At 58.0% G+C, this 11,740-nt stretch carries 25 protein-coding genes; all 25 read right to left on the bottom strand.

Features of this window, described 5'->3' with window-relative positions; translation table 11 throughout:
- Positions 1 to 26: 26 nt before the first annotated feature.
- Complete coding sequence (rpmJ, locus tag H3H36_RS25510) at positions 27 to 140, bottom strand: 50S ribosomal protein L36 (RefSeq protein WP_005663407.1); 114 nt, start codon at positions 138 to 140, stop codon at positions 27 to 29.
- Positions 141 to 172: 32 nt separating this feature from the next.
- On the bottom strand, positions 173 to 391 hold the full coding sequence (gene infA, locus H3H36_RS25515; RefSeq protein ID WP_005663428.1) for a translation initiation factor IF-1: 219 nt from the start codon (positions 389 to 391) through the stop codon (positions 173 to 175).
- A 21-nt stretch (positions 392 to 412) separates the two neighbouring features.
- Positions 413 to 1,747 (bottom strand): preprotein translocase subunit SecY, encoded by a 1,335-nt coding sequence (gene secY, locus H3H36_RS25520; protein WP_182220858.1) that lies wholly within the window; start codon positions 1,745 to 1,747, stop codon positions 413 to 415.
- Positions 1,748 to 1,779: 32 nt separating this feature from the next.
- A complete protein-coding gene (gene rplO / locus H3H36_RS25525; protein WP_182161869.1) occupies positions 1,780 to 2,211 on the bottom strand; it encodes a 50S ribosomal protein L15 in 432 nt (143 codons plus the stop codon).
- Positions 2,212 to 2,238: 27 nt separating this feature from the next.
- Positions 2,239 to 2,418, bottom strand: a complete 180-nt coding sequence (gene rpmD, locus H3H36_RS25530) for a 50S ribosomal protein L30 (protein ID WP_220459855.1) — start codon at positions 2,416 to 2,418, stop codon at positions 2,239 to 2,241.
- A 10-nt stretch (positions 2,419 to 2,428) separates the two neighbouring features.
- Positions 2,429 to 2,947: a 30S ribosomal protein S5 gene (gene rpsE, locus H3H36_RS25535; protein ID WP_182161867.1), complete on the bottom strand. Its 519-nt coding sequence runs from the start codon at positions 2,945 to 2,947 to the stop codon at positions 2,429 to 2,431.
- A gap of 9 nt (positions 2,948 to 2,956) precedes the next feature.
- Positions 2,957 to 3,319: a 50S ribosomal protein L18 gene (rplR, locus tag H3H36_RS25540; protein ID WP_182151368.1), complete on the bottom strand. Its 363-nt coding sequence runs from the start codon at positions 3,317 to 3,319 to the stop codon at positions 2,957 to 2,959.
- 13 nt (positions 3,320 to 3,332) lie between these two features.
- Positions 3,333 to 3,866 carry a 50S ribosomal protein L6 gene (gene rplF / locus H3H36_RS25545; protein ID WP_182220859.1) on the bottom strand — a complete coding sequence of 178 codons (534 nt, stop codon included), beginning with the start codon at positions 3,864 to 3,866 and terminating at the stop codon, positions 3,333 to 3,335.
- 10 nt (positions 3,867 to 3,876) lie between these two features.
- Positions 3,877 to 4,272, bottom strand: a complete 396-nt coding sequence (gene rpsH, locus H3H36_RS25550; RefSeq protein ID WP_093556907.1) for a 30S ribosomal protein S8 — start codon at positions 4,270 to 4,272, stop codon at positions 3,877 to 3,879.
- A gap of 14 nt (positions 4,273 to 4,286) precedes the next feature.
- Positions 4,287 to 4,592 (bottom strand): 30S ribosomal protein S14, encoded by a 306-nt coding sequence (gene rpsN / locus H3H36_RS25555; RefSeq protein ID WP_182151370.1) that lies wholly within the window; start codon positions 4,590 to 4,592, stop codon positions 4,287 to 4,289.
- 7 nt (positions 4,593 to 4,599) lie between these two features.
- Entirely contained in the window at positions 4,600 to 5,139 is a 540-nt protein-coding gene (gene rplE / locus H3H36_RS25560; RefSeq protein ID WP_182161863.1) for a 50S ribosomal protein L5, read from the bottom strand.
- Between the two features lie 6 nt (positions 5,140 to 5,145).
- Positions 5,146 to 5,460 carry a 50S ribosomal protein L24 gene (gene rplX / locus H3H36_RS25565; RefSeq protein ID WP_182220860.1) on the bottom strand — a complete coding sequence of 105 codons (315 nt, stop codon included), beginning with the start codon at positions 5,458 to 5,460 and terminating at the stop codon, positions 5,146 to 5,148.
- A 9-nt stretch (positions 5,461 to 5,469) separates the two neighbouring features.
- On the bottom strand, positions 5,470 to 5,838 hold the full coding sequence (gene rplN / locus H3H36_RS25570; protein ID WP_008444317.1) for a 50S ribosomal protein L14: 369 nt from the start codon (positions 5,836 to 5,838) through the stop codon (positions 5,470 to 5,472).
- Between the two features lie 264 nt (positions 5,839 to 6,102).
- Positions 6,103 to 6,375 (bottom strand): 30S ribosomal protein S17, encoded by a 273-nt coding sequence (gene rpsQ, locus H3H36_RS25575; RefSeq protein WP_182151372.1) that lies wholly within the window; start codon positions 6,373 to 6,375, stop codon positions 6,103 to 6,105.
- The gene (rpmC, locus tag H3H36_RS25580; protein WP_182151373.1) at positions 6,372 to 6,563 is read right to left on the bottom strand and encodes a 50S ribosomal protein L29; all 192 of its coding nucleotides are present in this window, start codon (positions 6,561 to 6,563) and stop codon (positions 6,372 to 6,374) included. Before rpmC ends, rpsQ begins: the two co-directional genes overlap by 4 nt.
- Positions 6,564 to 6,575: 12 nt before the next feature.
- Complete coding sequence (gene rplP, locus H3H36_RS25585; protein WP_056404292.1) at positions 6,576 to 6,995, bottom strand: 50S ribosomal protein L16; 420 nt, start codon at positions 6,993 to 6,995, stop codon at positions 6,576 to 6,578.
- Between the two features lie 2 nt (positions 6,996 to 6,997).
- On the bottom strand, positions 6,998 to 7,813 hold the full coding sequence (rpsC, locus tag H3H36_RS25590) for a 30S ribosomal protein S3 (protein WP_182220861.1): 816 nt from the start codon (positions 7,811 to 7,813) through the stop codon (positions 6,998 to 7,000).
- A gap of 9 nt (positions 7,814 to 7,822) precedes the next feature.
- Positions 7,823 to 8,155: a 50S ribosomal protein L22 gene (rplV, locus tag H3H36_RS25595; RefSeq protein WP_182151929.1), complete on the bottom strand. Its 333-nt coding sequence runs from the start codon at positions 8,153 to 8,155 to the stop codon at positions 7,823 to 7,825.
- Positions 8,152 to 8,427, bottom strand: coding sequence for a 30S ribosomal protein S19 (rpsS, locus tag H3H36_RS25600; RefSeq protein ID WP_008444295.1), 276 nt, complete (start codon positions 8,425 to 8,427; stop codon positions 8,152 to 8,154). The genes rplV and rpsS overlap by 4 nt, the downstream gene beginning before the upstream one ends.
- Positions 8,428 to 8,436: 9 nt before the next feature.
- The gene (gene rplB, locus H3H36_RS25605; RefSeq protein ID WP_182220862.1) at positions 8,437 to 9,264 is read right to left on the bottom strand and encodes a 50S ribosomal protein L2; all 828 of its coding nucleotides are present in this window, start codon (positions 9,262 to 9,264) and stop codon (positions 8,437 to 8,439) included.
- Entirely contained in the window at positions 9,264 to 9,578 is a 315-nt protein-coding gene (rplW, locus tag H3H36_RS25610; protein ID WP_182151376.1) for a 50S ribosomal protein L23, read from the bottom strand. The genes rplB and rplW overlap by 1 nt, the downstream gene beginning before the upstream one ends.
- Positions 9,575 to 10,195, bottom strand: a complete 621-nt coding sequence (gene rplD / locus H3H36_RS25615; protein ID WP_182220863.1) for a 50S ribosomal protein L4 — start codon at positions 10,193 to 10,195, stop codon at positions 9,575 to 9,577. Before rplD ends, rplW begins: the two co-directional genes overlap by 4 nt.
- Before the next feature lie 3 nt (positions 10,196 to 10,198).
- Positions 10,199 to 10,855, bottom strand: coding sequence for a 50S ribosomal protein L3 (gene rplC / locus H3H36_RS25620; protein ID WP_182220864.1), 657 nt, complete (start codon positions 10,853 to 10,855; stop codon positions 10,199 to 10,201).
- Between the two features lie 257 nt (positions 10,856 to 11,112).
- Positions 11,113 to 11,430 carry a 30S ribosomal protein S10 gene (rpsJ, locus tag H3H36_RS25625; protein ID WP_117014469.1) on the bottom strand — a complete coding sequence of 106 codons (318 nt, stop codon included), beginning with the start codon at positions 11,428 to 11,430 and terminating at the stop codon, positions 11,113 to 11,115.
- A 125-nt stretch (positions 11,431 to 11,555) separates the two neighbouring features.
- A partial coding sequence (locus tag H3H36_RS25630) for an EF-Tu C-terminal domain-related protein (protein WP_446033180.1) occupies positions 11,556 to 11,740 on the bottom strand: 185 nt, incomplete at its 5' end.

The raw sequence follows: 11,740 nt of genomic DNA on the forward strand, positions 1-11,740 counted from the left end.
CGTTATTCCTCGATAAATAACGGTTATTAACCTTGACGCTGCTTGTGGCGTGGTTCGACGCAGATGACGCGAACAACACCCTTGCGCTTGATGATCTTGCAGTTGCGGCAGATCCGCTTGACTGAGGCGTTAACTTTCATTTTGCACTCTCTTCTTGGTTCAATATTGTTGGTTACTTGGTCCGGAACACGATGCGGGCCCGGCTCAAGTCATAGGGTGTCAGCTCTACCGTCACCTTGTCGCCAGGAAGAATGCGGATATAGTTCATCCGCATTTTACCCGAAATATGCCCGAGCACCACGTGTCCGTTTTCCAGCTTCACTCGAAATGTTGCATTCGGCAGATTCTCGAGAATCTCGCCCTGCATCTGTATGACGTCGTCTTTTGCCATTCGGTATGTTTGAAACCGCGCTTATCGCGTCGGAATTCCGCCTTTGAAGTTTGCTTTGCGCAGCAGCGATTCATATTGCTGCGACATCACGTAGTTTTGTACTTGCGCCATGAAGTCCATGGTCACAACCACAATAATCAACAGAGAAGTACCACCAAAATAGAACGGTACCTTCCACTCGGCTTGCATGAATTCCGGCAACAAACACACCAAGGTGATGTAGATTGCGCCTGCCAGAGTCAACCGGGTCAGGATCTTGTCGATGTAACGGGCTGTCTGCTCACCGGGACGAATCCCTGGCACGAAGGCCCCGCTCTTCTTCAAGTTATCCGCCGTTTCTTTGCTGTTGAACACCAAAGCGGTGTAGAAGAAGCAGAAAAACACGATTGCAATGGCGTACAGCAGGGCGTGCATAGGCTCGCCTGGACCCATCGATGCTGCCACATCCTTGAGGAAGCGGATCACCGGGTTGGCCGGATTGGCGCCCTTGGCGAACCAGTCCAGGATCGTGGCCGGGAACAAGATGATCGACGATGCGAAGATCGGTGGGATCACGCCCGCCATGTTCAACTTCAATGGCAGGTGCGACGTTTGTCCACCGTAAATCTTGTTACCGACCTGGCGCTTAGCATAATTCACCAGAATCTTGCGCTGGCCACGTTCCACAAACACCACGAAGAACGTTACCGCCGCCACCAGGGCCACGATGATGATCGCCGAGAAGCTGCCGATCGAACCGTTGGCGACCTGGGAGAACAAGCCCCCCAGCGCGTTCGGCAGACCGGCGGCGATACCGGCGAAAATGATGATGGAGATGCCATTACCCAAGCCACGCTCGGTAATCTGCTCCCCCAGCCACATCAGGAACATGGTGCCAGTCAACAGCGTCACGACCGTCACGAAGCGGAACCCCATGCCCGGATCCAGCACCAGGCCGGCTTGGGATTCCAGGGCGACTGCGATACCGAACGCCTGGAACATCGCCAGCGCCACCGTGAAATACCGGGTGTACTGGGTGATCTTGCGCCGGCCTGCTTCGCCTTCTTTTTTGAGCGCTTCCATCTGCGGCGACACGATCGACAGCAATTGCATGATGATCGAGGCCGAGATGTAAGGCATGATACCCAGCGCAAACACTGTGAAGCGCGAGAGCGCGCCACCGCTGAACATGTTGAACATGCCCAGGATGCCACCCTCTTGCGACTTGAACAGCGCGGCTAATTGTACCGGATCGATCCCGGGTACCGGGACGTGAGCGCCGATACGATAAACCACCAATGCGCCAAGCAGGAACCAGAGCCGGCCCCAGGGGAATCCGGCTGCAGCACTCTTAGCAAGTTGTGGATTAGTCGCCAATTTTCGCTCCGATCAAGCTGTTAGCGGACAACTCAGGCTACCGAGCCGCCGGCTGCTTCGATGGCTGCCTTGGCGCCAGCGGTCACTTTCAGGCCCTTGAGGTTCACCGCTTTGGTGATCTCGCCGGACAGAATGACGCGCACGTCGCGGGCCAGCACGTTCAGCACGCCAGCTTGCTTGAGCACCAGGATGTCGACATCGCCGACGGCCAGGTTGTTCAGGTCGGACAGACGCACTTCAGCTTTGAAGGTGGCGTTGAGCGACTTGAAACCGCGCTTAGGCAGACGGCGTTGCAGCGGCATCTGACCGCCTTCGAAACCGACTTTGTGGAAGCCGCCCGAACGCGATTTTTGACCTTTGTGACCACGGCCCGAGGTTTTACCCAGACCGGAGCCGATACCGCGGCCGACGCGACGCTTAGCGTGCTTGGCGCCTTCGGCTGGTTGTATGGTATTCAGTTCCATGTTTTCTCCGTACGTAAGCCCAAAGGCTTACGCAACAACTTTAACGAGGTACGAGACTTTGTTGATCATGCCGCGTACGGATGGGGTGTCCCGCAACTCGCGAATCGAGTTGACACGACGCAGGCCCAGGCCGCGTACGGTGGCACGGTGATCTTCACGCGTGCCGATCAAGCCCTTGACCAATTGTACTTTGACAGTTTTCGTCATGATGTCCACCTTAGCCCAGGATCTCTTCCACCGACTTACCGCGCTTGGCGGCGATGTCAGCAGGAGTACTCATTTTTGCCAGACCGTCCAGCGTGGCGCGCACCAGGTTGTAAGGGTTCGACGAGCCGGTGGATTTGGCCACCACGTCCGTCACGCCCATTACTTCGAAGATTGCGCGCATTGCGCCGCCGGCGATGACGCCCGTACCAGGCTTGGCTGGGCTCATCATCACTTTCGAGGCGCCGTGACGGCCCTCTACCGTATGTTGCAGGGTACCGTTCTTCAGAGGCACCTTGATCAGGTTGCGACGGGCTTCTTCCATTGCCTTTTGCACACCGACTGGTACTTCCTTCGACTTGCCCTTGCCCATGCCGATGCGGCCATCGCCGTCACCGACCACGGTCAGCGCGGCGAAACCCATGATGCGACCACCCTTGACCACTTTGGTCACGCGGTTGATCGCGATCATTTTTTCGCGCATGCCATCATCAGGCTTATCGCCCTGCATTTTTGCTTGCATTTTTGCCATGATCGTTCCTTAGAACTTCAGACCGGCTTCGCGCGCGGCTTCTGCCAGCGCCTTCACACGGCCGTGGTAACGGAAACCGGAGCGGTCGAACGCGACTTCGGTGATTCCTGCTTTCAGTGCTTTCTCTGCGACGCGCTTGCCAACCAGTGCGGCGGCGGCAGCGTTGCCACCCTTGCCCGACTTGCCAGCCAGTTCGTTGCGCACTTCGACTTCGGCCGTGGAGGCCGACACCAGTACTTTGGCGTCCGGCGAGATCAGGTTCGCGTAAATGTGCAGGTTGGTGCGGTGGACCGACAGGCGGTTCACTTTCAATTGCGCGATCTTGATCCGGGTTTGGCGTCCGCGGCGCAGACGTGATTCTTTCTTGTCCATCGTCAGCCCCTAGTTACTTCTTCTTGGTTTCTTTGATCTTCACCACTTCGTCCGAATAACGGACGCCCTTGCCCTTGTAAGGCTCAGGGGCGCGGTAAGCGCGAACTTCAGCGGCCACTTGGCCCACTTGCTGACGGTCGATGCCTTTGATGACGATCTCCGTAGGCGTAGCGGTGGCGCAGGTGACGCCCGCTGGCATGGTGTGCACGACAGGGTGCGAGAAGCCCAGCGACAGGTTCAGCTTGTCGCCTTGCGCTTGCGCCTTGTAACCCACGCCGACCAGGTTGAGCTTCTTCTCGAAGCCCTTGGTGACGCCGGTGACCATGTTGTTGACCAGGGCGCGCAGCGTGCCGGACATGGCATTGGCTTCGCGGCTGTCGTTGACCGGCTCGAAATTGAGGCTGCCGGCGTTGTTTTCCACCTTGACCAGGCCGTTCAGGCCCTGGGTCAGGACGCCCAGCGGGCCCTTGACGGTGATCGCTTGTGCGGAGATGGCGACATCAGCGCCAGCTGGCACGGCGATTGGCATTTTAGCTACTCGAGACATGTGTAACTCCTTATGCGACGTAGCAGATGACTTCGCCGCCGACGCCGGTGGCGCGGGCTTTGCGGTCAGTCATGACGCCTTGCGGGGTCGACACGATCGCCACACCCAGGCCGTTCATCACGGTTGGGATCTCGTCCTTGCCCTTGTAGACGCGCAGGCCTGGACGGGACACGCGCTCGAGGCGCTCGATGACGGGACGGCCAACATAATACTTCAAACCGATTTTCAGTTCCGCCTTGCCACCAGCTTCGGCGACGGCGAAATCTTCAATGTAACCCTCGTCCTTGAGGACGTTGGCAATCGCTACTTTGACTTTCGACGATGGCATGGCCACGGTCGTTTTTTGAACGCCCTGGGCGTTGCGAATGCGGGTCAGCATATCGGCGATAGGATCGCTCATACTCATTGCTTATTCTCCTATTACCAGCTTGCTTTAGTCATACCCGGGATCTCACCACGCATGGCGAATTCACGGAGCTTGATACGGCCCAGACCGAATTTACGGAAGGTGCCGCGTGGACGACCGGTGACGGCGCAACGGTTGCGCTGGCGAGTCGGGTTCGAGTTACGTGGCAGGGCCTGCAGTTTCAGGCGCGCTTCGTAACGCTCTTCTTCCGATTTCGACTGGTCATCGATGATGGCCTTCAGCGAAGCGCGCTTGGCGGCGAACTTGTTCGCCAGGTCGACACGTTTCTGCTCACGGTTAATCAGTGCGAGTTTTGCCATGATCTACTTAGTTCCTGAACGGGAATTTAAAGGCGGCGAGGAGCGCTTTCGCTTCGTCGTCGGTCTTGGCGGTGGTGGTGATGGAGATGTTCATACCACGCAGCGCATCGATCTTGTCGTACTCGATTTCCGGGAAGATGATCTGCTCTTTCACGCCGATGTTGTAGTTACCACGACCATCGAAGGAACGGCCGGACACACCGCGGAAGTCGCGCACGCGTGGCAGGGCCACGGTGATGAAGCGATCCAGGAACTCGTACATGCGAGCGCCGCGCAGGGTGACCATGGTACCGATCGGGTAGCCTTCACGGATCTTGAAGCCCGCGATTGCCTTGCGTGCCTTGGTGACCACTGGCTTCTGGCCGGCGATCTTGGTCAGGTCGCCAACGGCGTGCTCAATGATCTTCTTGTCCGCGACCGCTTCCGACAGACCCATGTTCAGGGTGATCTTGGTCAGACGTGGAACTTCCATCACCGTTTTGTAACCGAATTTCGCGGTCAGGTCGGCGATGACCTTTTCTTTATAGAATTCTTGGAGACGTGCCATGATTTCTTAAGCCTTCACTACTTCGCCGGAGGACTTGTAGACGCGGACTTTCTTGCCGTCCACTTCCTTGAAGCCCACGCGGTCTGCCTTGCCAGTCGCGGCATTGAACAATGCCACGTTGGACACGTGAATCGGCATAGTCTTATCGACGATACCACCTTGTACGCCAGTCATTGGGTTAGGCTTGGTCGCTTTCTTGGCGACGTTGATGCCTTCAACCACGACGTGCTCAGCGTCGACGCGACGCTGCACGACGCCGCGCTTGCCCTTGTCTTTCCCGGTCAGCACGATGACTTCGTCGTTTTTACGAATCTTATCCATTACGACTCCTTACAGGACTTCCGGTGCCAGGGACACGATCTTCATGAACTTTTCAGTGCGCAGCTCGCGCGTCACTGGTCCAAAAATACGGGTACCGATCGGTTCCAGCTTGGCGTTCAGCAGCACGGCGGCGTTGCCGTCGAACTTGACCAGGGAACCGTCTTGGCGACGCACACCTTTGGCGGTGCGCACTACCACGGCGTTATAAATTTCACCTTTTTTGACACGGCCGCGTGGCGCAGCAACCTTCACGGTCACCTTGATCACGTCGCCGATGCCAGCATAACGGCGCTTGGAGCCGCCCAACACCTTGATGCACATGACTTCCTTGGCACCGGTGTTGTCGGCCACTTCGAGCCGGCTTTCAGTTTGAATCATAGTATTCTCTTTCCCAACTTAAGCCGAAGAATCCACACAATGCGGACCTGCGGTCAGTCTTGGTCCCGCCAGCGGCGCCCATGCAGGCCCCGATGTTTGGGTGCTTGACCTTCGTACTGCACTGACCGCACGGTTCAGCGTCTGTGGCCAGACACTTTGCGGCGTTACATGAACGAAGCCCGCAAGTATTACATACAATTTGCGGGCTTGCAAGAACTAATTAAAAACACCCCCCGACCGTTGCCGGGCGGGAGGTTTTTCTAATTAAACGATTTGTGCGGCTTGCACCACACGGGTCACGGTCCATGCCTTGGTCTTCGAGATCGGGCGACCTTCCACGATTTCCACCGTGTCACCGGCTTTCACCTGGTTGGTCTCGTCGTGCGCATGGTACTTGTTGGAGCGCACGATGATCTTGCCGTACAAAGGATGTTTGACGTGACGTTCGATCAGAACGGTTACGGTCTTGTCCATTTTGTCGGACACCACTTTACCGATCAGCGTGCGCTTGAGCGGCTTTTTCACTGGTTCGGTCATTTGGCTTCCTTGGTGTTCATTACCGTTTTTACACGCGCGATGTCGCGGCGTACCTTCTTGAGCTGCGAAGTGTTGCTCAGCTGTTGCGTAGCCACTTGCATACGCAGACCAAACTGGGCCTTCAGCAGATCGTTCAGCTCCTGTTGCAGAGCTGCCTGGTCTTTGCCGCGGAGTTCAGATGCTTTCATATTTCACTCCTCTTATTGGCCAACCTGGCGCACCACGAAGGTGGTAGCCAGCGGCAGTTTGGCAGCGGCCAGACGGAACGCTTCGCGCGCCAGCTCTTCTGCGACGCCATCCATCTCGTACAGGACTTTGCCTGGCTGGATTTCGGCGACGTAGTACTCGGGGTTACCCTTACCGTTACCCATACGGACTTCGGCAGGCTTGTTCGAGATAGGCTTGTCCGGGAACACGCGGATCCAGATCCGGCCACCACGCTTGATGTGACGGGTCATGGCGCGACGTGCTGCCTCGATTTGACGGGCCGTGATACGGCCGCGGGCAACGGCTTTCAGACCGAACTCGCCGAACGACACGGCGGTGCCGCGGCTGTGCGAGATACCGGTGTTACGGCCCTTCTGCTCTTTACGATACTTTCTGCGTGCTGGTTGCAGCATGATTATTCTCCTGCTTTCTCAGCTGGCGCAGCAGCGGCGGCCGGTTTGGCGGCACGACGGGCAGCACCTGGTGCTGTGGATGGTTTCGCACCGGCTGGACGTGGGCGGCCGGCTGGCTTGCCGTCGTCACGACGTGGACCGCGGCTCTTCTTCTCGTCAGCTGGGGTCTCGATGACTGGCGCTTCGCCGGCGGCGTTGCGGTCACCCTTGTAGACCCACACCTTGACGCCGATGATGCCGTAGGTGGTCGATGCTTCGCTGGTGCCGTAGTCGATGTCAGCGCGCAGGGTATGCAGCGGCACGCGGCCTTCGCGGTACCACTCTTTGCGGGCGATCTCGATGCCGTTCAGACGGCCCGACGACATGATCTTGATGCCCAGGGCACCCAGACGCATGGCGTTTTGCATCGCACGCTTCATGGCGCGGCGGAACATGATACGCTTTTCCAGCTGCTGGGCGATGGAATCGGCGATCAGTTGCGAATCGATTTCCGGCTTGCGGATTTCCTCGATATTGACGTGCACTGGCACGCCCATGATCTTGGTCAGTGCCGACTTCAGCACTTCGATGTCTTCGCCCTTCTTGCCGATCACGACGCCTGGACGCGAGCTGTAGATGGTGAAGCGCGCGTTCTTGGCCGGACGCTCGATGACGATGCGGCCGACGGAAGCGTTCTTCAGCTTGGTCTTCAGGTAGGCGCGTGCCTTCAGGTCTTCGTTCAGCATGGAAGCGAAGTTGCCGTTGCCTGCGTACCAACGCGAGGCCCAGTTACGGGTAACCGCCAGGCGGAAACCAGTTGGATGAATTTTCTGACCCATCGTGGCTCCTTAGTTACCGACGGTCACGTACACGTGACACGATTGTTTCGAGATACGATCGCCACGACCTTTTGCACGCGCGGTGAAGCGCTTCAGGATCGGGCCCTTTTCGACGTAGATCGTTTTCACGAACAGTTCGTCGATGTCGGCACCATCGTTGTGCTCGGCGTTCGCAATGGCGGACTCCAGCACTTTCTTGATGATGGTCGCGCCTTTTTTCGGGCTGAATTGCAGAATGTTGAGCGCAGCGTCAACTTTCTTGCCGCGGATCAGGTCCGCCACCAGGCGGCCTTTCTGATCCGACAAGCGCACACCCTTGAGGATAGCTTTAGTTTCCATTATTTCTTCGCCTTCTTGTCAGCGGCATGGCCCTTGAACGTGCGGGTCAGCGCGAATTCGCCAAGCTTGTGACCAACCATGTTCTCGGAGACATACACGGGCACGTGCAGCTTGCCGTTGTGCACAGCGATCGTCAGGCCGATGAAGTCAGGCATGATGGTCGAACGACGGGACCAGGTTTTGATTGGCTTCTTGTCCTTGGCAGCTTGCGCGGCTTCGACCTTCTTCACCAGGTGGGCGTCACAGAACGGCCCTTTTTTCAATGAACGAGTCATGATTTATCCTTATTTCTTGCCGCGGCGCGAGACGATCATCGACGAAGTGCGCTTGTTGCTGCGCGTCTTCTTGCCCTTGGTCTGCTGGCCCCATGGCGACACTGGGTGACGGCCCGCTGCAGTGCGGCCTTCACCACCACCGTGCGGGTGGTCGATCGGGTTCATGACCACACCGCGGACGGTAGGACGAACACCGCGCCAACGCATGGCACCGGCCTTACCGATCTTGCGCAGGCTGTGCTCGGCGTTGCCGACTTCACCCACGGTAGCGCGGCATTCGATGTGCACGCGGCGCACTTCGCCCGAGCGCAGACGCACTTGAGCGTAGGTGCCTTCGCGGGCCATCAGCACGACGCCGGCGCCGGCGGTACGGGCCATCTGGGCACCTTTACCTGGCAGCATTTCGACGCAGTTCATCACGGTACCGACCGGGATGTTGCGGATCGGCAGGCAGTTACCGGCCTTGATCGGGGCTTCCGCGCCGTTCATGACGGTGTCGCCTACGCTCATGCCCTTGGTGGCGATGATGTACTGGCGCTCGCCGTCGGCGTAGCACAGCAGGGCGATGTGCGCGGTGCGGTTAGGATCGTATTCGATCCGTTCCACTTTCGCAGGAATGCCATCCTTCTGGCGCTTGAAGTCGACCAGACGGTAGTGCTGCTTGTGACCACCGCCGATGTGGCGGGTGGTGATGTGGCCGTTGTTGTTACGGCCGGCGGTCTTGGATTTTTTCTCAACCAGGGCGGCGAACGGACGGCCTTTGTACAGGTCGGCGTTGACCACCTTCACCATGCCGCGACGGCCTGGCGAGGTTGGCTTCATCTTAACGAGTGCCATTATTTAGCCTCCTCGGAGAAATTGATTTCCTGGCCGGGCTTCAGGCACACGAAAGCGCGCTTGGTATGGTTGCGACGGCCGATGCGGGCACCGGTGCGCTTCTGCTTACCTTCGCGGTTGACGGTCTGCACCGATTCCACTTCCACCTTGAACAGCAGTTCAACGGCGGCCTTGATTTCTGGCTTGGTCGCATCCGGGGAGACACGGAACACGATCTGTTCGTTCTTCTCCGCCACCATGGTGGCTTTTTCGGAAATGACGGGCGCCACGAGTACCTTCATCAGGCGCTCTTCGCTAAATTTCACTGCGCTCATGCCAGCATCTCCTCAATCTTAGCCAGTGCAGCTTTGGTGACCAGGATCTTCTTGTAGAACACCAGGGACATCGGATCTGCGTGACGTGGTTCCACAACCAGCACGTTCGGCAGGTTGCGCGAAGCCAGTTCCAGGTTTTCGTTGGCGGCGTCGGTGATGATCAGCACGGAGTCAAAGCCCATGCCGGTCAGCTTTTGCGACAGCAGCTTGGTCTTCGGTGCTTCGATCGTCAGGTCTTCGATGACCGACAGACGGTCTTCGCGGGCCAGTTGCGACAGGATCGAGCAGATACCGGCGCGGTACATCTTCTTGTTCACTTTATGGGTGAAGTTCTCGTCAGGCGAGTTCGGGAAGATGCGACCACCGCCGCGCCACAGTGGCGACGACGACATACCAGCACGAGCACGGCCGGTGCCTTTTTGGCGCCATGGCTTCTTGGTCGTGTGGTGAACTTCTTCACGGTCTTTCTGCTTGCGGTTACCGCTGCGAGCGTTGGCCTGGTAGGCCACCACCACTTGGTGGATCAGCGCTTCGTTGTAGTCACGGCCGAAGACGGTGTCAGCGGCGGCTACGTTCGAGGCGGCTTGACCTTGCGCGTTCAAGAGCTTGAGTTCCATCGATTAAGCTCCCTTCTTTGCTTTAACTTTAACGGCAGGCGACACGACAACCTGGCCATTTTTCGCGCCAGGAACGGCACCCTTGACCAGCAGCAGCTGGCGCTCGGCGTCGATACGGGCGATTTCGAGGTTCTGGATGGTGCGGTTGACGTCACCGAGGTGACCGGTCATGCGCTTACCTGGGAACACGCGGCCTGGATCCTGCGCCATACCGATGGAACCTGGAACATTGTGCGAACGGGAGTTACCGTGGGTCTGACGGCCCGAGGCGAAGTGGTGACGCTTGATGGTACCGGCGTAACCTTTACCGATCGTCACGCCCTGCACGTCGATCTTCTGACCGACTTCGAACAGCGACACGGCGACCACGTCGCCAGCTTTCAGTTCGGCAGCTTTAGCGGCGTCCACGCGGAACTCTTTCAACAGAGTACCGGCTTCAACACCTGCTTTAGCGTGGTGACCAGCGACGGCTTTGGTCACGCGGGAAGCGCGACGTTGACCGAATGCAACCTGAACTGCGGAATAACCATCCGTTTCAGGCGTTTTGATTTGCGCAACACGGTTGTTCGATACGTCCAACACGGTGACTGGGATCGAATCCCCGTCATCGGTGAAGATGCGCATCATACCAACCTTGCGACCGAGGAGGCCAAGGCTCATTTTTTCTCCATTCCCACCTACGATTGGGCGGGGCTTTGTTGAACTACAAAAATTAGTACGGACCAGAAAAAGGCGAATCCATACCGAAGCCGGCTAGTGTAGCGTCATTTGGGTCTTGACGCAACAACTAAATACGGGGTATGTCAGCTTTCGGGCACGGCGGCAGCCGTGCCTGGAATGAAAAGGGCCGGCCCGTCCGCGGTGCGGAGGGGCCGGCCCTTCCCGGCTGGCGGGATACCCCGCCGGCCTGGCAGCGATTACTGCAGCTTGATTTCGACGTCCACGCCAGCTGGCAGGTCCAGCTTCATCAGGGCGTCAACGGTCTTGTCGGTAGGATCGACGATGTCCATCAGGCGCTGGTGGGTGCGGATTTCGAACTGGTCGCGCGAGGTCTTGTTCACGTGTGGCGAACGCAGCACGTCGAAGCGCTGGATGCGGGTCGGCAGCGGCACTGGGCCCTTGACCACGGCGCCGGTGCGCTTGGCGGTGTCGACGATTTCCAGGGCGGACTGGTCGATCAGCTTGTAGTCGAAAGCCTTCAGGCGGATACGGATCTTTTGATTGGTAACGGACATGGTAATTCCTTCAAAGAGCGAACTGGCAACTTTGTAGCGCCAGCAATTTTAAAAAGAACGGTGGGTAACGCAAGAGGCGGCATGGTATCACACCTTGCCGCCTCTTTTACATCAACGCTTAAAAATTAGGCGATGATTTTCGCCACAACGCCGGCGCCGACGGTACGGCCGCCTTCGCGGATAGCGAAGCGCAGACCTTCTTCCATGGCGATCGGGTTGATCAGCTTGACGGTGATCGACACGTTGTCGCCTGGCATAACCATTTCTTTATCGGCTGGCAGCTCGATCGAACCGGTCACGTCCGTGGTAC

It is taken from the genome of Rugamonas fusca (assembly GCF_014042365.1).
Taxonomy (GTDB): domain Bacteria; phylum Pseudomonadota; class Gammaproteobacteria; order Burkholderiales; family Burkholderiaceae_D; genus Rugamonas; species Rugamonas fusca.